A 19814-nucleotide genomic window follows, 5' to 3' on the forward strand; every position below is an offset into this window, starting at 1 on the left:
ATCAACCGAACTTAAAACCCCTGCCAACGAATGTCCTGGAATAGTAAAGTCATCTGGTCGGAGGGCATGCTGCTGCAGCCCCAGCACCTGCAACAGCACGACCGCTACCTGCACAGCGTGATCGAACAACGCGTCGCGGGCGTGCGCGCCTACGCGTGGGGCTTCACGAAGCTGGTCATCGACGAACAGCTGCTCGCCCAGGGCAAGCTCGCGTTGCTGGCGGCCAGCGCCGTGCTCCCGGACGGCACCACGCTGAACCTGCCGCAGGACGACGCGCTGCCCGAGCCGCTCGACATCCCCGAGGACGCGCGCGACGCGCTGATCGTGCTGGCGCTACCGTTGCGCCGGATGGGCATCGCCGAGACCAGTGACGACCTCGGCCCCGACAATTTCGCGCGCCACCGCCCCGTCGACTACGAGGCGATGGACAGCAATGGCCTCGACAACAGCGCGTTGATGCAGGTGGGCAACCTGCGCCTGCGCGTCGCGCTCGAGAAGGACGTCGCCAACGCCTACACGCTACTCGGCATCGCGCGCGTAATCGAACGCCGGCCGGACAACCGGGTCGTGCTCGATCCGGCGTACTGCCCGCCGTGCCTGGACTTCCGCGTCGCGCCGCGCCTGTCGGCCTTCGCGGACGAACTCGTGGGCCTGTTGAACCAGCGCGCGCAGGCGCTGGCGGGGCGACTGAGCCAGCCGGGCGTCGCCGGCGCCGCCGAGATCGCGGACTTCCTGATGCTGCAACTGCTGAACCGCAGCCTGCCGCTGTTCGGCCACCTGGCCGGCATGACGGGGCTGCATCCGGAGCAGCTGTACGCGGAACTGGCGCAACTGGCGGGCGAGCTGTCGACGTTCAGCCGCCCGGACAAGCGCGCCGCCACGTATCCCGTGTACCGCCACGACCACCTGAACGAAAGCTTCGCGCCGCTGATCGAGGACGTGCGCGCGGCGCTGTCGCTCGTCGTCGACCCGCGCGCCGTCGCGCTGGCGCTGGAAGAACGCCAGTTCGGCATCCGCGTCGCGGTCGTGCCGGACAAGGAGCTGCTGCGCAGCGCCACGTTCGTGCTGGCGGTGAATGCGCACATGCCGCCGGAAGCCGTGCGCACCGGCTTCCCGGCGATGGTCAAGATCGGGTCGATCGAAAAGATCCGCGACCTGGTCAACCTGCAGCTGCCGGGCATCGCCCTGCGCGCACTGCCCGTGGCGCCGCGCCAGCTGCCGTTCCACGCCGGCTACACCTATTTTGAACTCGACAAGGCGGGCGAGCACTGGGCCCAGCTGCAGAATTCCGTCGGCTTCGCGATGCACATCCCGAACGAGTACCCGGGCCTGCAGATGGAGTTCTGGGCGATCCGCAAGTAATTTGGAGGATCGCCGGGCGATCCCACGAACACAGGAAGACCGCATGAGCGATCCCGTCAACCCGATGCAGGACCCCGACCGCACCGTGCTGGTGCCCGCACCCGGCGGGCGCCGCACGGCGCCGTCGCAACCGCCGGCCACGCCGGCCACGCCGTCAATCGACCCGCCGCCGCGCTCCGCGCCGGGCGGACTGCCGACGCAATTGCATGGCGCGGGCCTGAACCCGCTCGTGCGCGCCGCGAACCCGCTGCTCGACCTCGTGCCGCCGCTGCGCCGCATGGCGTCGCATCCGGACGTCGAGACGCTGCGCATGCAGCTCGTCGGCGCCATCAAGACCTTCGAGACGGCCGCCAAGGCGGCGCACGTGGAGCACGACCAGATCGCGGCCGCGCGCTATGCCTTGTGCACGCTGCTGGACGAGACCATCTCGTCGACGCCGTGGGGCGGCGGCGGCGTGTGGGCCAGCCGCAGCCTGCTCGTCGCGTTCCACAACGAGGCGTTCGGCGGCGAGAAATTCTTCCTGATCCTGCAAAAGCTGTCGCAGGCGCCGAAGGCGAACATCGACGCGCTGGAGCTGATGTATTTGTGCCTGGCGCTTGGGCTGGAAGGGCGCTACCGCGTCATCGACAACGGCCGCAGCCAGCTGGACGCGCTGCGCGAACGCCTGCAGCAGCTGATCGCGCAGCACAAGGCGCCGGCTGAAGCCGAGCTGTCGCCGCACTGGAAGGGCGCCACCGGCAAGGGCGAGCCGTTGTGGCGCATGGTGCCCGTGTGGATCATGGCCGCCGGCGCCGCCGTCATCCTGATCCTGCTGCAGCTGTTCCTCGGCCACCGCCTGGGCAACGCGTCCGACCCCGTGTTCGCCAGCCTGCTGTCGCTGAAGACGGCGCCGCCGCCCGTGGCTGTACCCGCGGCGCCGGCGCCGACCGTGCCGCGCCTGGCCGGCTTCCTCGCGCCCGAGATCGCGCAAGGCCTCGTCAGCGTCGTCGACAGCGCCGACCGCTCCGTCGTCACCTTGCGCGGCGACGGCGTGTTCGCGTCGGGCAGCGGCGACGTCTCCGGCGCCTATCTCGGCCTGTTGGGCCGCATCGGCGACGCGTTGAAGACCGTGCCCGGCAAGGTGATCGTCATCGGCCACACGGACAACACGCAACCCGGACTGTCGGCGCGCTTCCCGTCCAACTACGAACTCTCGAAGGCACGCGCGACCGCCGTGCGCGACCTGCTCGCGGAACGCGCGGGACCCGAAGCGCGCTACAGCGTGGAAGGCCGCGGCGATACGGAACCGCTGGCGACGAACGACACGCCGGCCGGCCGCTCGCGCAACCGCCGCGTGGAGATCGTCCTGCTGACGCCCGCGACGGCGCCCTGAACCCAACACGACAACCCGACCCGCAATGAAAAAGTTCTTCACCTGGCTGATCAAGCCCGCCGTGCTGGCCTTCCTGGGCGTGCTGCTGCTCGCGCTGGTCATCTGGTTCGAGGCGCCGCTGGTGTCCTACGACGGCCACTTCCCGTTCGCATCGGAGTCGGTGCGCTGGACCTTCATCCTCATCTTCTTCGCGCTGTGGGCCGGCTGGCTCGGCTGGCGCTGGTTCAAGGCATGGCGCGCCAACCGCGAATTGATGAAGAGCGTGGCCGGCGAGGATGAGAAGTCCGCACCGGCGCCCGCGCCCGAAGGCGCCGCCGAAGTGGCCCAGTTGAACAAGCGGATGCAGGACGCCATCGCAATCCTCAAGAAGGCGAAGACCGGCGGCAAGGGCGGCCTGTACCAGCTGCCGTGGTATATGTTCATCGGCGCGCCGGGCAGCGGCAAGACGACGGCGCTGACGCAGTCCGGCCTGAAATTCCCGCTCGCCGACGCGCTGGGCAAGGGCGCCATCGGGGGCGTGGGCGGCACGCGCAACTGCGACTGGTGGTTCACCGACGACGCCGTGCTGCTCGACACCGCGGGCCGCTACACGACGCAGGACAGCAACGCCGGCGCCGACAAGGCCGCGTGGACGGGCTTCCTGCACCTGCTGAAAAAATACCGCCGCCGCCGTCCCATCAACGGCGTCATCGTCGCCGTGCCCGTGAGCGACCTGCTGCAGGACACGGAAGCAGGCCGGCAAGCGCAGGCGCAGGCGATCCGCGACCGCCTCAAGGAACTGCACGACCAGCTGGGCGTGCGCTTTCCGGTCTACGTGCTCGTGACGAAGTGCGACCTGCTGGGTGGCTTCGTCGAATTCTTCGATGCGCTGGGCCGCGAGGAGCGCGCGCAGGTCTGGGGCATGACGTTCCCGCTGCAGAGCGGGATGGATGGCGACGCCGCGCTGGCCGCGTTCCCGGCCGAATTCGAACAGCTGGAACAGCGCCTGCAGGACCGCGTGCTGGCCCGCATGCAGCAGGAACGCGATCCGCACAAGCGCGCGCTGGTCTACAGCTTCCCGCAGCAGTTCGCCGGCGTGCAGGACGTCTTGAAACGCTTCCTGGACGACGTGTTCGCGTCGAACCGCTACGAGCGCGAGGCGCTGCTGCGCGGCGTCTATTTCAGCAGCGGCACGCAGGAAGGCAGCCCGCTGGACCGCGTGATGAGCGCGATGGCGGCGTCGTTCGGGCTGGAGCGCCAGGCGCTGGCGCCGAACGCCGCCAGCGGCCGCAGCTACTTCATCACGAACCTGCTGCAGCAGGTGATCTTCCCCGAGGCCGAACTGGCCGGCGTGAACCACGCGCTGGAAAAGCGCCGGCGCCTGATTCAGTGGGGCGCGGTCGGCGCGATCGCCGTCGCCTTCGTGCTGCTGGGTGCCGGCATGATCACGAGTTACGTGCGCAACCGGGCCTACGTCGCGGACATGGCGGCGAAGTCCGCCGACATCGCCAAGCAGGTGGCCGCATTGCCCGCGCAAGGGTCGACCGTGCAGCTGCTGCCCGTGCTGGATCTGCTCCGCCGGCTGCCGGGCGGCTACGACGACCGCGACAAGGGCGCGCCGTTCCTGATGCGCTTTGGCCTGTACCAGGGCGACAAGCTGGGCGAAGCCGCGCGCATCGCCTACCGCAAGGTCTTGCAGGACACGCTGCTGCCGCGCCTGCAGCAGCGCATGGAAGACCAGCTGCGCCGCAGCAGCGCCAACAGCCCCGAGTATCTGTACGAAGTCCTGCGCGTCTACCTGATGCTGGGCGACGCGAGCCACTTCGACGCGGAATCCGTCGCGGCGTGGGCCGCGCTGGACGACGCGCGCAACCTGAAGGACGCGAGCGACGACCAGAAACAGGCGCTGGCCGCGCACGAGCTGGCGCTGATGGAAAACTTCCGCGACGGCCAGGCGATGCCGACGCTCGATCCGCAACTGATCAGCGACACCCGCCTGACGCTCGCGCGCATGCCGCTCGAACAGCGCGTCTACAACCGCCTGAAACGCCAGCTGATGCGCGAGAAGCTGCCCGAGTTCAGTCCCGCGAGCGCGGGCGGGCGCGAGGCCGCGAACGTCTTCGTGCGCAAGAGCGGCGAGCCGATCACGCGTGGCGTGAACGGCATGTTCTCGCCCGCCGGCTACGCCAAATTCCTCGAGATGAGCAACGAGGCCGTGGACGACGTCCAGAAGGAACGCTGGATCCTCGCGCAGCAGGAAGCCACGCAGGCCGCCGACCGCGACCAGGTCCGCCAGGCCGTGCTGCGCCTGTACTACGACGACTACATCGCGCAATGGGATGCGCTGCTGGCCGACGTGAGCCTGCGTCCGTTCGGCACGCTGGAGCAGGGCGCGCGCATCACCAACCTGCTGTCCGGCGCGGATTCGCCGATGCGTAAATTCCTCGTCGAGGCCAGCAAGCAGACGACGCTGGGCGGCACCAAGACGCCGCTCGCGGCGTCCGTCACGGCGGCCGTCAAGGGCAAGCTGGACGCGTACAAGAAGAAGCTGGAAAGCGCGATGGCGAGCGGCGACGATGCCGCGTCCACCGCGCCCGTCAAGGCCGCGAACCCCGTCGACGCCCACTTCGAAGACCTGCACAAGATGACGGCCGGTACGCCGTCGCCGCTGGACCAGACGCTGGGCATGCTGAAAGACGTCGCCGTCTACCTGGACAGCGCGGCCGCCGCCAAGCGCACGGGCGCGCCGCCGCCGCCGGGCGACGCGCTCGCGAAAGTCAAGCTGGAAGCGGACGGCAAGCCGGCCCCGCTGGGCACGATGCTCAAGTCGATCGACAGCGGCGGCGCGGGCCTCACGTCCGGCAGCGAGCGCGAACGCCTGAACGCCTTGTGGACCGCAGGCCCGGCGCAGTTCTGCCGCCAGGCGGTCGCGGGCCGCTACCCGATCGTGAAATCGGCCGCGCAGGACGTCACCGCCGACGATTTCGGCCGCATGTTCGCCCCGGGTGGCCTGATCGACGACTTCTTCGCGAAGAACCTCGCCCAATACGTGGACATGGGCGGCGCCCAGTGGCGCTGGCGCGCGACGGCGAACGATGCCACGCTCGGCATCCCGCAATCCACGCTCGACGACTTCCAGCGCGCCGCCAAGATCCGCGACGCGTTCTTCGCGAACGGCGGCCGCCAGGCGTCGATGCGCTTCGACCTGAAGCCGGTGGCGCTCGACCCATCGATCACCAAGTTCGTGCTCGACATCGACGGACAAGTCCTGAGTGCTGCGCCGGGCGCATTGTCCGCTGCATCGTTCCAGCTGCCGAGCGGGAAGGGCGGCGGCCAGGTCAAGCTGGACGTGACGCCCGCGAGCGCGCACGGCTCGCTGCACACGGAAGGCCCGTGGGCGTGGTTCCGCATGCTCGACAAGGCCACCGTCGTGCCCACGGCGCAGGGCGAGCGTTACAACGTCACCTTCGACGCCGACGGCCGCAAGACCACACTGGAGCTGACCGCGAACAGCGTCGTCAACCCGTTCCGCCGCGCCGTGCTGGAACAGTTCCGCTGCGTGGACAAGCTGTGACCGGGTACTTCGGCAAAGTCTCGACGCTCGGCGACTTCGTGTCGCGCGGGCTGCCGGACGGGCTGGTCGCGGCGTGGGATGCGTGGCTGCAGCAGTGCATTCATGCGAGCCAGCAGCAGTTGGGCGATCAGTGGTTGAATCACTATCTTACCAGTCCCGTGTGGCGGTTTGCGATCGCGCCCGGGATTCTCGGCCCTGAAGGATTGGGCGGCGTGATGATGCCCAGTGTGGATCGGGTCGGGCGTTATTTTCCGCTGATGATAGCCGCCGTCGGTGCGCCGCCTTTGCTGGACTGGTTTCACAAGCATGCGGGCTGGTACGACGCCATCGAGGATCTGGCGCGGGCGTCGCTGGATGTGGGGTTCAGGCTGGAGCGGTTCGATGGGTTGCCGGAGCCTGGAGTGGCGACGGGCCCGCAGGTCGCACCGGTGGGCGGGACGTGGCGGTTTGCGCTCGATAAGGGGGTTGGCGAGAGCGTTGTTGCGGCTGTGTTGCAGGGGCATAGTTTGTGGTGGACCGAAGGTTCTTCAAGTGTCGAGCCGTTGATGCTGGTGTGTGCTGGGATGCCGAGGGTGCAGGGGTTTGGGGCGATGTTGGATGGAAGCTGGATCTGACTTATTACTAACTTTTCGTAAAGTAAAGCCACTTTCTCAGACATAATGTCTGCATGAAATGCAAACGTTCCTCCGATGGCCGCGCGCACAGCCTTAAGCCTTGCAGACGATGCGCCAACAAGCCGTAAAGGCGGTACGTGAAGGGCTGCCGGCGCCGCAGGATGCCGCCGCGTTCGGTCTGAACGTGAGGACGGTGTACCGTTGGCTGGCCGACTTTGCCAATGGCGGATAGAACGCCTTGCTGGCCAAAGCGATTCCAGGCAGGCCGTCCAAGGTGACGGAGGAAGAACTGGCGTGGCTGGCGAAGAACATCCGCGAACATTCGCCGCAGCAGTTCAAGTTCGAGGTCGGCCTTTGGGCCCTGTCGTTGATCGGTAGCCTGATCGAGCGCCAGTTCGGCAAGTCGTTGGTGCTGTCGTCGGCATGGTGTTTTTCGCCGATGAATCCGGGCTGCGTTCGGACTATCACACCGGCACCACCTGGGCGCCGAAAGGGGAAACGCCGTTCGTCAGCGCGACGGGCGCCGCTTCTCCTTCAACATGATTTCAGCGGTCAGTCCACGCGCGATTTCCGCTTCATGATCCATGAAGGGATGGTTGATTCGGCTGTCTTCATCACGTTCCTCAAGCGGCTCCTGATCGGCTCCGAACAACCCGCCTTTCTCATCGTCGGCGGTCACCCCGTCCACAAGTCGGCGGCGGTGAAGCGCTTCGTCGCCGAACAGAACGGCAGGCTCAAGCTGTTTTTCCTGCCCCATACTCGCCGCATTTGCATCCCGACGAACAGGTATGGGCACACGTCAAATCCAAGGTGTCGCGCAAACTGGTCACCGACAAGGCTGAGATGAAACGGCTGGCCATCGGTGCGTTGCGCAGCATTCAGAAGCTGCCCGGTTTGTTCCGGAATTTCTTCAGCAGATCCCACGGTCTCGTTGGCGGTCGTGCACGGCCATTTGCAATGCATTTATTTCATTCGGTTAATGAAAATTTCCGAATTATATGAAAATTCGGACATCGCCGATTTTGAAATAATTCGTGATATTTCAAATGCGGGAAGCATAGCCACTTCTTGTTGCGGTTTAATCGGACGCGCGAAGAGAAAATGTTAAACGGAAAAACTAAATTTTATCTAGTTGACATTGTTTGCAATTTAAGTCAAAGTATTGATGGAAGTTATATCGACTAAGTAAATAAAATAAACCCACCACTCGATTTTTATGCATTCTGTTGCTTACGGCCGTACGCAGGGCAAACCCACGGTATTGATCGTCGACGATGAGGTCATCAATATAAAAATGATCGCCGACGTATTGGCCGATGAATGCGAGGTACTGTTCGCATGCAGCGCAGCCGAGGCGTTGCAACTCGCGCAGGCGCAGACGCCGGATGTCATCCTGCTCGACGTCGTGATGCCGGATCTCGATGGCTATACCGTCTGCGCCAGGCTCAAGAGCGATCCCGCCACCGCCGACATTCCAGTGATCTTCATCACATCGCTGGATGCGGTGGAGCAGGAGGTCAAGGGCTTCGAAGCCGGGGCGATCGATTATGTGACCAAGCCTCTGCGCCTTTCGGCCGTCAAGGCGCGGGTGCAGAAGCATATCGGCTACCGCCGCGCGCAGACCGCCGCCAGCGGAATGCAGACGACTCCGGAACCCGATCTTGCGGCGCTCAGTGCACGCCAGAAGGAAATCTTCGCCTGGGTACAGGCCGGCAAGACCAATTGGGAAATCGCCCGGATCATTGGCTGTTCGGAAGATAACGTGAAGTACCACATGAAGAAGATCATGCGGGTGTTCGACGTGTCCAACCGTACGCTCGTGGCGGCGCTCCATCCGCGCATCGACCCGCGCGGCATCGTATAGCTTGTCCGTGCATTCACCGGCTGGACCGCAAGTCACCGGCCTGCCGCGCAGCAGCCGTGTACTGGGCTTCATCGCCGGCCACTGGCGGGGCCTGCTGAAGGCCTATCTGGCCGGCCTCGTGCTCCTGGTTGGCGCCGCGTACCAGCGCGGCACGGACGTGGCGCTCGCCCGGGTCGACCGTTTTCTCGATTCTCGCATCAACTCGCATCACCAATACCTCACGCAGGCGATCGAACGCTACCGGCTCATTCCCGAGATCGTCGCCAGCTCCGACGACGTGACGCAGCTGCTGACACGGCCCGGGCCCAGCGGCGTCTCCCGGGTCAACCGCGTCCTCGACATGCTGGCCCAGCATACCGAAGCGGAAGACATCTATGTGCTGGATCACGAGGGCGTGGTGCTCGCGGCCAACCACTGCGGCCAGCGCAAGTCGATCATCGGTGCGAGCTACGGCGGCCGTCCGTATTTCCGTAACGCGAAAGCGGGCCAGACGGGATGGTTCATGGGCCTCGGCGTCACACGGCGGACGATCGGTTATTACCTCGCGCGGCCGGTAGTCGTCGACCACGTGCTGCGCGGGGTCGTCGCCATGCGCCTCTCCCTCGAACCCTTCAATGCACATCTGCGCGAGTATTGGACGCGCAACGGGGAGATCGTCCTGCTCGCGGACCCACGCGGCATGGTGCTGGCGAGTCCGGAAGAGCGATGGCGCTTTCACGCCCTTGGCAGCCCGGCGGACAACGCCCTGCCGCCGCTGCCGGTCACGGTCGCCAAGGTGCTCGGCCCGCGCCTGGAACTGGTGCGCTTCGCCGACCTGCCGGGACGGAGCTTCGTCCAGAAATCGTTCGATTCGGCGGCGCTGGGCGCGCGCATCTACCTGTACGTCGACGCCGAGCAGTATTGGGAGCCGATCATCCTGCACGTCCTCGCAGCCGTGCTGGTGGCCCTGACCCTGCTGTGCGCCACCATCGTTCTGGTGCATCGCTGGATGTACCAGAACCGGCTGGTGACGGCGGAACTGTCGCGCCGTGACGAAGCACTGCGGCAAAGCGAGAAGCGCCTCCAGACCATCGTGGACAACAGCGACGCGGTGATCCACATGAAGGACCTGGCGGGGCGCTACCTTCTGGCGAACCGCCGCTTCAGGGAACTCGCCCTCCGCGAGGTCGTCGGCCGCTCGGCCCACGAGCTCTTTCCGGAGGAGTTCGCGCGGATCTGGGCCGCCAACGACCAGCGGGTGATCCGGTCCGGCCAGGGCGACCAGTTCGACGAACCGATCCCGGTGGCGGGCGGCGTGCGTACCTACCTGTCCGCCAAGTTCCCGCTGTTCGACGAAAGCGGGGCGATCAGCGCCATCTGCGCCGTGTCCACCGATATCACGGACCGCAAGCGTGCCGAGGACGAGATCCAGGAACTCAACCGGACGCTCGAACAGCGTGTGCACGAGCGTACCGCGGAGCTGGAGGCTGCCAAGGAAGCGGCCGAGGCGGCGAACCGGACCAAGTCCGAATTCCTGGCGACGATGAGCCACGAGATCCGCACGCCGATCCACACAATCATCGGCGCGACCGACCTGGCGCTCCAGACCGGCCCGGATGCGCGCCAGCAAGGGTACCTGGCCAACGTGAACGCCGCCGCGACGGCGCTGCTCGGCGTGATCAACGATATCCTCGACTTTTCCAAGATCGAGGCAGGCAAGATGCAGATCGAGCAGGTCCGGTTCGATCCGCGCGATGTCCTGGCCCGCCTGGAGGCGATGATCGGCTTGCGCGCGCGCGCGAAGTGCTTGCGCTTCGTCGTGCGGGCGGCGCCGGAGGTGCCGCGCGCCGTGGTCGGCGATCCCATGCGGGTTGGCCAGATATTGCTCAACCTCGTCGACAATGCCGTGAAGTTCACCGCGCGCGGCGAGGTGTCGGTGGAGCTCGGATGCGAGCCGGGCCAGGCACATACGCTGCGCTTCATCGTCGCCGATACCGGCGTCGGCATCACGCCGGATAACGTCGAGCGCGTGTTCGAACCGTTCTGTCAGGCCGACCAGAGCAGTACGCAGCGCCATGGCGGCACCGGACTCGGACTGGCCATCAGCAAGAAGCTGACGGAAGCCATGGGAGGCAGCATTGCCTTGCACAGCACGCCTGGCGCGGGCAGCCGTTTCCTCGTGCGGCTGCCGTTCGGCTGCCCGTTGCGGGCGACGCCGGCGGACACCCTGCCGGTGGCGGCCGCGCCCGCGTCGACGGCGGAGCGCAGCCTGCGTGGCGTGCGCGTGCTGATTGCCGAAGACAACGAGATCAACCGGCGCATGACGCTTGAAATCCTGCAGGCGCAGGGCGTCGTCTGCGCCACGGCCGCGGACGGCGTGCAGGCGCTGGCCATGGCGCTGGCGCCGACGGCCTCGTATGACCTGGTATTGATGGATGTGCGCATGCCCGACATGGACGGGATCGAAGCTGCCCGGCGGATCCGGGCGGCGGGCCTTGCTCGTCTGCCGATCGTCGCCATGACGGCGCATGCGATGGACCAGGACGTGCAGCATTGCATCGCGGCCGGCATGGATGCGCATCTGGCCAAGCCTTTCCACCCGCACCAGCTGCTGGCGGCGATCGCGTCGCACACCGGACGCCATGCGCCGGCCGCGGCGTCCGTGGAACCGGCGCGCCCGGCGGGGACCGCCCTGCCGCCGGCTTTGGCCGGTTTCGACGGGCTCGAGCAAGCGCTGGACCGGGTGAACGGCAACGACATCCTGCTGCGCGAACTGCTCCAGATATTCCGTACGCGCTTCGGCGACTGGATTTCCGCGTTGCGCGACGCCCTGGCGAGCGGCGACGGCGCACGCGCGCACCACATGACGCATGCCCTGCGCGGTGCCGCAGCCGCCCTCGGTGCGGGGCAGGTGGCCGCGCGCGCGGGACATGTGGAAATGTTCATTGCACGGCACGGCCTTCCGGTGCCGGAGACGATGCCGGCCGCGCTCGAGGAAGCATTGCGTCGAGCGCTTGAATCGATCGCGGGACTGCCGCCGGGCGTGCCCGTGGTGGCCGCGCCGGCGCCGCGACCGGGTCGCAGCGTATCGGAACTGGTCGGCCTGCTCGATGACGCGCTGGCGGTCAACAGCATGGGCGCGGCCGGCCTGGTCGCACAGCTGCGCCATGCGGCGGCGGACGCCGGCGGGGCCGCCCGGCTCGATGAGTTGGGCCGTGCCGTCGACCAGCTCAACTATCGCGCTGCGCGCGCGATCCTGGCTGCGTTTTCGGCCCGGGTCGCGGCGCCATGACGACGGTCTTTCACGGGGCGGGCTTGCGCCGCATGGCGCTGGTGCCGGCTGCCAGCAGCGCGAGTGACGCCGCGCCGGTTGCCAGCGCCGCCGTCGGGTCGGCCGGCCCCAGGGCGAACAGGAGGGCGGCGGCTACCGCACCCAGCGACTGGCCCAGCAGCCGCCCGAGCGCCTGCAGGCCGCTCGCACCGCCGCTGCGCTCGCGCGGTGCGCTGCCCATGATCACGCGATTGTTCGGCGACTGGAACAGGCCGAAGCCCAAGCCGCACACGGCCAGGCGCCAGGCGATCCCGATACGGTCCGGCGTGCCGCCGAGCGCCGCAACGCCAGCCAGTCCAGCCGCCAGGCACAGCATGCCGGCGATGCACAGGCGCCCTGGTGCGAAACGGTCCGACAGGCGTCCGGCGAGCGGAGCGACGAGCGCCGTCGCCAACGGCCAGGGTGTCATCAACAGGCCGGTCGCGGTCTCGGACATGCCGAGCGTCCGTTCGAAGTAGAACGGCAAGGCGATCAATGCCATGGTCTGGGCGGCGAACGCGCCGATCGACGTGGCCAGGGACAGCACGAACACGGGCAGGCGCAGCAGATCGAGCGGCAGCACCGGATGCGCGCTGCGGCGTTCGCGGCGCAGCAGGGCGGCACCGCACGCCAGGCCAACGGCAACGAGCGCGCCGCCCCGCTGCGCGCCGCCGGCTTCGCCGAAGTACCCCAGGCCGCCGATGAGCGGACCGAACGTGAGGGCATTCAGCAGGACGCTGAGGGCATCGACGCGGCGGTGGGAGGTGGGCGACGCCGGCAGGGCCAGCGCGGCCACCAGCAGCGCGATCGCGCCGAGTGGGACGTTGATCAGGAACAGCCACTTCCAGTCGGCCACCGCCAGCACTGCCGCCGCCAGGGTGGGACCGGCGGCCGACGAGACGGCCACGGTCAGCGAGGCATAACCCATGCCCACGCCGAGTTGCGCTTTCGGGAACAGGCTGCGCACGAGCGCGATGTTGACGCTCATGATCCCGGCCGCGCCCAGGCCCTGCACGACGCGCGCGCCGGCCAGTAGTGCCAGTGTGGGCGCGCGCGCGCAGGCCAGCGAGGCGAGCGTGAACACGGCGAGCCCGCCCCAGTAGACCCTCTTGTAACCGAGCCGGTCGCCCAGGGCGGCCAGTGGCAGCAGCGATACCGTCACCGCGAGCTGGTAGGCATTCACGACCCAGACCGCCTGCGCCGCGTCGACGGCGAGGGCCTGGCTGATGGACGGCAGGGCCACGTTGACGATGGCCGTGTCGAGCACCGCCATCGTGACGGCAATGGCAATCGCCAGGAAGGCGAAGGCGCGTTGCCGCGGCGGCAGGCCGTCCGGCGTTGTCGCCGCGAGCGCGGCGGCGATGGTCGGGGTTGGCTTATCCATGGGTGCGCGGCCGGGACAGGCCGAGGTTGCCGCGCAGCGTGTCGTCTTCGTAGCGGGTGCGGAACAGGCCGCGCCGCTGCAGCTCCGGTACCACCATCTCGACGAAGTCGTCATGGCCTTCCGGCGCCGAATGGAACACCATGATGAATCCGTCGCACGCTTCGCCGAGCAGCCATTTTTCCATCTGGTCGGCGATCTCGCCGGGCGTGCCGATCATTTCTCCGATGCCCGAGCGCGCGGCGCGCCGGGCCAGCTCCCGCACGGTCAGGTTTTCGCGTCGTGCCAGCGCGACCCATTCCTGCTGGTGGCCCTTGCTTCGTTCCGTCTCGGGCAGCTCCGGCAGCGGCTTGTCCAGATCGAACTGCGACGCGTCCACGCCCAGCTTCAGCGACAGGTTCGGCAGATGGCTGTCCACATGCACCAGGTCGTCCATGAACGCCTTCTTGCGGTGTGCCTCGGCCGTCGTGCGTCCCACGTATACCTGGTTCGCCGGCAGGATCTTCAACTGGTCCGGGTCGCGGCCGGCCGCGCATGCGCGCGCCTTGACGTCGGCATAGAACGCGCGCGCCGTATCGAAGGTACTCGAGTTCGAAAAGAACAAGTCGGCCTTTTCGGCCCCCATCTGGCGCGCCGCGTCGGAACCGCCGGCCAGCGTGATCACGGGCCAGCCCTGCACCGGGCGCGCCACGTTCAGCGGGCCCTTCACGGAAAAGAACCTGCCCTTGTGGTTCAGGGCGCGTACCTTGGCGGGATCGAAGAAGATGCCGCTGTCCTTGTCCATCAGCAGCGCATCGTCGTCCCAGCCGTCCCACAGCCCGGTGACGACGTCGAAGAATTCGCGGGCGCGGTCGTAGCGGTCGGCGTGTCGCGCCGCGCTCTCGAAGCCGAAGTTGTAGGCAGCCTCCGGATTGACGGTCGTGACGATGTTCCATCCGGCCCTGCCGGCGCTCAAATGGTCGAGCGAGGCGAAGCGGCGGGCCACGAGATAGGGCTCCTCGTAGCTGGTGCTGCCGGTCGCAATCAGGCCGATCCGGCTGGTGCAGGCGGCCAGCGCAGGCATCACCATCAGCGGGTCGAACGATGTGATCGTGGCGCTGCGCCTGAGGGCGGATTGCGGCATCGACATGACGGCCAGGTGGTCGGCCATGAAGATCGCATCGAAGCAGGCGCGCTCCAGTTTCAGCGCCAGATCCTTGAGGATCGGCCAGCTCATGTTCGCGTCCGGTGCGGCTTGCGGGTGCTTCCACCAGGCCGTGTGCAGGGAGATCGGGCGCATGAAGGCGCCCAGGATGAGTCGTTTGTTCACGAATTGCTCCTCGGTGGTGGCGGTTCAGCCAAGCAGGCGCGCCAGTTCGTCGTGGATGGCGCGGCCCATCCCCCCGGTCGACAGCGTGCGCGTGCCGGGCGTGCGGATATCGTCCGTACGCAGCCCGGCTGCCAGCACGTTGGCAACGGCCTGTTCGACCAGGCCGGCCGCATCGACCAGGCCGAACGACGTGCGCAGGCACATGGCGAAGGAATTGATCATCGCAATCGGGTTCGCCAGCGCCTTGCCGGCGATATCCGGGGCGGAACCGTGCACCGGTTCGTACAGGGCGCGGCGCCCGCCGCCGGCCGCGTCGGCCGCGCCGAGCGAGGCCGAGGGTAGCATGCCGATCGAACCGGTGAGCATCGCCGCCACGTCGGACAACAGGTCGCCGAACAGGTTGTCGGTCAGGATCACGTCGAACTGCTTCGGTGCGCGCACCAGCTGCATGCCGAGGGAATCGGCCAGCTGGTGTTCCAGGTGAACGTCGGGATATTCGTTGCGGTGGAGCGCCGTGATCACCTCGTTCCAGAGCACGCCCGACTTCATCACGTTGCGCTTCTCCGCCGACGTGACCTTGTTGCCGCGCTGGCGCGCCAGTTCGAACGCGACCCTGCCCACGCGCTCGATCTCGTGGGTGTCGTACACCTGGGTGTCGATGCCGCGGCGCTGGCCGTTGCCGAGATCGAGGATTTCCTTGGGTTCGCCGAAATAGATGCCGCCGGTGAGCTCGCGTACCAGCATCAGGTCCAGGCCATCGACCAATTCGCGTTTCAGCGACGAGGCATCGGCCAGGGCCGGGTAGCAGACGGCGGGGCGCAGGTTGGCGAACAGCTGCAGCTCCTTGCGTAGCCGGAACAGCCCGGCCTCGGGGCGCACGTCGTACGGGACGCCGTCCCAGCGCGGGCCGCCGACGGCGCCCAGCAGCACGGCGTCGGCCGCCTGCGCCAGGGCCATGTCGGCATCGGAAATCGCGCGCCCGCACGCGTCGTAGGCACAGCCGCCGACCAGGCCGGTCTCGACCTCGAAGCGTGCCACGCCGGCCTGGCCCAGCAGGGTGGCCAGCGGGCGCACCTGTTCCATCACCTCGGGACCGATGCCGTCGCCTGGCAGCATCAGCAGTTTGTGGGTAGTCATGCGTTACATCCTTTGGAAAAAACGATAAGTGGAATCGTGATACCCTCGGCGCGCAGCGTGGCCTGCACGGCCGGGCGCTGTCCGGCCCGGTGCACGTGCGCGCTCCAGGCTGGAAAACGGTCCATGTCCAGTCCGAGAACGTGGCCCCAGCGGAAGAAGATCAGCAGCATCGGATCGACGACCGAATAGCCCGACGCCAGCGCCCATTCCTGTTCCGCCAGGCGCCCGTCGATGTGGGTGAAGGCGTCGAGCAGATTGGCGATGCCCTTGTCCTTGACGGCGGGATGGGTCGCAACGTCGGGTGAAAACCGCCCGGGGTGGAGGGTTTGGCTGACGGACGACGCCAGCACGGCGCTGAGCCAGTTGGTCCATTCGACGGCGCGCGCCACGCCCAGCGGGTCGTCCGGCAGCAGGCCGCTGTCCGGATGCCTGAGCGCCAGGTAGTACATGATCGCCGCCGACTCCGTGATGACGTGGCCATCCGCCAGCAGGACGGGAATCTTCCCTTTTGGATTGAGTCGCCTGAATTCGGCGGATTGCGTCGCGCCTTCCTTGATCGCGACGTGCACGGCCTCGAACGGCTTGCCGATTTCGTACAGGACGACGTGCGGCGCGAACGACATGTGGCCGGGGCAGTAGTAGAGAGTGGGTGGGTTCATGGTCGGCGTACGGTCAGTCGGACAGCGGGAGCGGGCTGTGGCAGAAGCGTCCGCTCGCGAACACCAGCGGCGCGCGCTCCAGCTGGTAGTTGAAGCGTTCGACCCGGCCGAGATAAAGCACGTGGTCGCCGCCGTCGACGCGGGCGTGCACGCGGCACTCGAACACGGCGGCGGCGCCGTCGATCAGCGGCACGCCGGCGCAGCCGCCGCGCCAGCCGATCTGGTCGAACGGATCGTCCAGCTTCGCGGCAAAGCGCTGCGCCAGCGCCTGCTGTCCGGCGGCCAGCACGTGGATGGCGAACGCGTCCGCCCGCTCGAACGCGGCGCGCGAGCGCGAGCCGTTATTCAGGCTCCAGGCGACGAGCGGCGGATCGAGCGAGACGGCATTGAACGAATTCACCGTCAACCCCATGGGGCGGCCTTCCGGGCCGGCCGTGGTGACGATGGTGACGCCGGTGGGGAACATCCCCAGCGCGGCACGCAATTGCGCATGCGGGCGGGTGGGCGAAGCAAGCGTGGACATGGTCGATAGCGGAGCGGGTCGAGTGGTACAGGCGACACATGATCGGCAAACCGGCACGCGGGAGCAACTACCCGGCCGGGTAGTTGCTCCTCCGGCCGATTCTCACGATCATGGCCGCCATTCGCCTGCCGCCTGTCCGGCGCCGCCGCGAACCTTGTCCATCCCCATTCACATCGAGCCTATCCATGACAATGGTGTTAACCGGAATTGGCGGCTGCCTGCCGCCGCAAGTGGTGACCAACGAAGACATCTCGCCCTCCCTGCAGGCCAAGCCGGAGTGGATCCGCCGCATGACCGGCATCGCGCAGCGCCGCATGGTGTCGGGCGGCCTGTCGACGCGCGACCTGGCGATCGTCGCCGGACGCCGCGCGCTGGCCTCCGCCGGCCATCCGCGCATCGACGCGGTGCTGGTGACGACCTGTTCCCCCGACCGCATCACCCCGGCCGTCGCGCCCGAGGTGGCCGCGACGCTGGGGCTGGGCAACGTGATGGCGTTCGACCTGAACTCCGGCTGCAGCGGCTTCGTGTACGGCCTGGCCACCGCATCCGGCCTGCTCGCGGCGGGCGTCGCGCGCCACGTATTGCTGATCGCGGCGGAAGCGTTCACCCCGCTGGTCAATCCGGCCGACCGGATTACCCGGCCGATCTTCGGCGACGGCGCCGGCGCCATCGTGGTGCGCAGCGGCGTGGCCGGCGAGCCCGGCGCCTTCGGCCCCATCGACGTCGGCAGCGACGGCGAGCGCGCCGACCTGCTGTCGATCGCTGCCGGCGGATCGCGCCAGCGCGCCGCCTGCGGCCTGGGACACGGCATGCTCGCGGCCGAGGACTGGTATCTGAAGATGGACGGGCGCGCCGTCTACGAACGCGCGGTGGCCGGAATGAGCGCATCGACCCGTACCGCGCTCGCACGTGCGGGCTGGAACGTCGGCGACGTGGACTGGTTCGTCGCCCACCAGGCCAATGCCCGCATCCTGCGCACCGTCGGCTTCGAGCTCGGACTGGCCGAGCACCGTATCGCCGTGAACATCGACCGTATCGGCAACACGCTTACCGCGTCGATTCCGCTGTTGTTGAACGAGCTGGCGCTGGACGGCCGGCTCGTTCCATCCCAGCGCGTCCTCGTCAGCGCGTTCGGCGCCGGCCTGTCCTGGGGCTCGGTCTCGCTGCAATGGCCCCCGCTGGCGATCGAGAGCGCCGAATGGGATGGCGCCAGCGCCGCGCTGGCCGCCTGATTCATCACACAATCTTTCCACCACTACTGAGAGCAATTTATGAAAATGACCCTGGACACCCTGGCTGCAATCATCGCCGAACGCTTCAAGATCGATCCCGCCAAAGTGACCCTGAAGGCGGGCTTCGAGGAACTCGGCTTCGACTCGCTGTCGATCGTCGACCTGGCCGTCCTGCTGGAGAAGAAGATGGGCGTGCGCCTGAGCGACGAGCAACTCAATGACATGGCGAACATCGGTGACATCCTGAACGCGCTGAATGCCGTGGCACTCGCATGACGACACCGTTCGCAGCGGCCATCACCGGTATCGGTCTGGTCACCCCGGCGGGTATCGGCATCGAGGAGAACTGGCAGCGCGTGCTGTCCGGACGGACGGCGGCCGCGCATGACGACGCGCTGGCCGGCCTGCCGGTCGGGATCGCGTGCCGCGTGCCCGGATTCGATTTCGCCGGCGCCGGCGTGCGCAATCCCTGGCAATGGGACCGCTACGCCCAGTTCGCCCTCGTCGCGGCGCAGGAGGCGTTGCGCGATGCCGGATTGACGGCGCATGCGTGGGACGACGACAGCCGCGTGGCCGTCATCCTCGGCTCGGGCGCCGGCGGGACCACGACGCTGGAAGAGCAGCATGCCGTGCTGCTGGCGCACGGCGCCGACGACATCTCGTCGCTGACACTGCCGATGGGATTGCTGAACATGGCCGCCGGCCAGGTGGCGATCGAACTGGGCGCGCGCGGGCCCTGCATGGCGCCGTGCTCGGCGTGCGCATCGGGCGCGTCGGCGCTCGGAATCGCACGCGACCTGCTGCGCAGCGGCGCCGCCGACATCGTCATCGCCGGCGGCAGCGAGGCGCCGATCACCCCCCTGTACGTGGCCTCGTTCGCGCGCATGCGGGCGCTGTCTCGCAATCCCGATCCGGCCCGTGCGTCGCGTCCGTTCGACGCGGCGCGCGACGGCTTCGTCATCGGCGAGGGCGCCGGCATGTTCGTGCTCGAATCGGAGGAGCATGCGGCGCGGCGCGGCGCGCGCGTGCGCGCCCGGCTGCTCGGCTATGGCGCGTCGGCCGACGCCTACCACGTCACCAAGCCGCATCCCGATGGCCGCGGCGCCTCGCTGGCGATGCGCGCCGCCCTGCGCGACGCCGGCCTGGACGCCGCGGAGGTCGGGTATGTCAACGCGCACGGTACGTCGACGCCGGGCAACGACGTCGTCGAGGCGGGCGCCATCGCGGCGCTGTTCGGAACGCGTGTGCCGGTGAGTTCGACCAAGGGCGTCACCGGTCACCTGCTGGGCGCTGCCGGCGCCATCGAGGCGGCCTACACGGCGCTCGCCGTGGCGCGCGGGCAACTGCCGCCGACGGCGAACCTGCGCGAACCCGACCCTGGCATCGAAGTCGACCTGGTCGCCGGCGCGGCGCGTTCGTGCGCCGTGCGGGTCGGACTGTCCAATTCGTTCGGGTTCGGTGGCCAGAACGTTTCATTGATCATCGGCGCGCCGCAAGGGCGCGCCGGCCAAGCTTGAAG

The 19814-nt window shown here is 67.8% G+C and carries 16 protein-coding genes; 11 read left to right on the top strand and 5 right to left on the bottom strand.

The genetic code is table 11. The features are described 5' to 3' along the window. The first annotated feature begins 30 nt into the window (after positions 1-30). From tssK to ISF28_RS26480, 8 genes are all read left to right on the top strand, one after another. Positions 31-1362, top strand: coding sequence for a type VI secretion system baseplate subunit TssK (gene tssK / locus ISF28_RS26450; RefSeq protein ID WP_198120171.1), 1332 nt, complete (start codon positions 31-33; stop codon positions 1360-1362). A gap of 43 nt (positions 1363-1405) precedes the next feature. Continuing rightward, the gene (locus ISF28_RS26455; protein ID WP_198120172.1) at positions 1406-2734 is read left to right on the top strand and encodes a DotU family type VI secretion system protein; all 1329 of its coding nucleotides are present in this window, start codon (positions 1406-1408) and stop codon (positions 2732-2734) included. Between the two features lie 25 nt (positions 2735-2759). Then, entirely contained in the window at positions 2760-6287 is a 3528-nt protein-coding gene (gene tssM, locus ISF28_RS26460) for a type VI secretion system membrane subunit TssM (protein ID WP_198120173.1), read from the top strand. Next, on the top strand, positions 6284-6901 hold the full coding sequence (gene tagF / locus ISF28_RS26465) for a type VI secretion system-associated protein TagF (RefSeq protein ID WP_198120174.1): 618 nt from the start codon (positions 6284-6286) through the stop codon (positions 6899-6901). Before tssM ends, tagF begins: the two co-directional genes overlap by 4 nt. A 109-nt stretch (positions 6902-7010) precedes the next feature. Further along, entirely contained in the window at positions 7011-7133 is a 123-nt protein-coding gene (locus ISF28_RS30765; RefSeq protein WP_229519407.1) for a helix-turn-helix domain-containing protein, read from the top strand. A 6-nt stretch (positions 7134-7139) separates the two neighbouring features. Continuing rightward, a complete protein-coding gene (locus tag ISF28_RS26470; protein ID WP_229519408.1) occupies positions 7140-7748 on the top strand; it encodes a transposase in 609 nt (202 codons plus the stop codon). 369 nt (positions 7749-8117) lie between these two features. Next, the gene (locus tag ISF28_RS26475) at positions 8118-8765 is read left to right on the top strand and encodes a response regulator transcription factor (RefSeq protein ID WP_198120175.1); all 648 of its coding nucleotides are present in this window, start codon (positions 8118-8120) and stop codon (positions 8763-8765) included. Between the two features lie 7 nt (positions 8766-8772). Continuing rightward, positions 8773-12036 (top strand): ATP-binding protein, encoded by a 3264-nt coding sequence (locus tag ISF28_RS26480; RefSeq protein ID WP_370663501.1) that lies wholly within the window; start codon positions 8773-8775, stop codon positions 12034-12036. A 10-nt stretch (positions 12037-12046) separates the two neighbouring features. Here the strand turns inward: ISF28_RS26480 and ISF28_RS26485 are convergent, their stop codons facing one another. From ISF28_RS26485 to ISF28_RS26505, 5 genes are read right to left on the bottom strand one after another with little or no spacing between them, the layout of a single operon-like run. After that, positions 12047-13438: an MFS transporter gene (locus tag ISF28_RS26485; RefSeq protein WP_198120177.1), complete on the bottom strand. Its 1392-nt coding sequence runs from the start codon at positions 13436-13438 to the stop codon at positions 12047-12049. Then, on the bottom strand, positions 13431-14744 hold the full coding sequence (locus ISF28_RS26490; RefSeq protein ID WP_198120178.1) for an LLM class flavin-dependent oxidoreductase: 1314 nt from the start codon (positions 14742-14744) through the stop codon (positions 13431-13433). Before ISF28_RS26490 ends, ISF28_RS26485 begins: the two co-directional genes overlap by 8 nt. A 24-nt stretch (positions 14745-14768) precedes the next feature. Next, positions 14769-15881: a 3-isopropylmalate dehydrogenase gene (gene leuB, locus ISF28_RS26495; protein ID WP_198120179.1), complete on the bottom strand. Its 1113-nt coding sequence runs from the start codon at positions 15879-15881 to the stop codon at positions 14769-14771. After that, positions 15878-16540: a glutathione S-transferase family protein gene (locus tag ISF28_RS26500; RefSeq protein WP_198120180.1), complete on the bottom strand. Its 663-nt coding sequence runs from the start codon at positions 16538-16540 to the stop codon at positions 15878-15880. Before ISF28_RS26500 ends, leuB begins: the two co-directional genes overlap by 4 nt. A 13-nt stretch (positions 16541-16553) precedes the next feature. Continuing rightward, the gene (locus tag ISF28_RS26505; RefSeq protein WP_198120181.1) at positions 16554-17063 is read right to left on the bottom strand and encodes a flavin reductase family protein; all 510 of its coding nucleotides are present in this window, start codon (positions 17061-17063) and stop codon (positions 16554-16556) included. A gap of 185 nt (positions 17064-17248) precedes the next feature. Here ISF28_RS26505 and ISF28_RS26510 point away from each other — a divergent pair, with 185 nt between their 5' ends. From ISF28_RS26510 to ISF28_RS26520, 3 genes are read left to right on the top strand one after another with little or no spacing between them, the layout of a single operon-like run. After that, positions 17249-18295, top strand: coding sequence for a beta-ketoacyl-ACP synthase III (locus ISF28_RS26510; protein WP_198120182.1), 1047 nt, complete (start codon positions 17249-17251; stop codon positions 18293-18295). A 39-nt stretch (positions 18296-18334) separates the two neighbouring features. Next, positions 18335-18571: an acyl carrier protein gene (locus tag ISF28_RS26515; protein ID WP_198120183.1), complete on the top strand. Its 237-nt coding sequence runs from the start codon at positions 18335-18337 to the stop codon at positions 18569-18571. Next, complete coding sequence (locus tag ISF28_RS26520; protein WP_198120184.1) at positions 18568-19812, top strand: beta-ketoacyl-[acyl-carrier-protein] synthase family protein; 1245 nt, start codon at positions 18568-18570, stop codon at positions 19810-19812. The genes ISF28_RS26515 and ISF28_RS26520 overlap by 4 nt, the downstream gene beginning before the upstream one ends. Positions 19813-19814 lie beyond the last annotated feature (2 nt).

It is taken from the genome of Massilia rhizosphaerae, assembly GCF_016093545.1.
Taxonomy (GTDB): domain Bacteria; phylum Pseudomonadota; class Gammaproteobacteria; order Burkholderiales; family Burkholderiaceae_D; genus Telluria; species Telluria rhizosphaerae.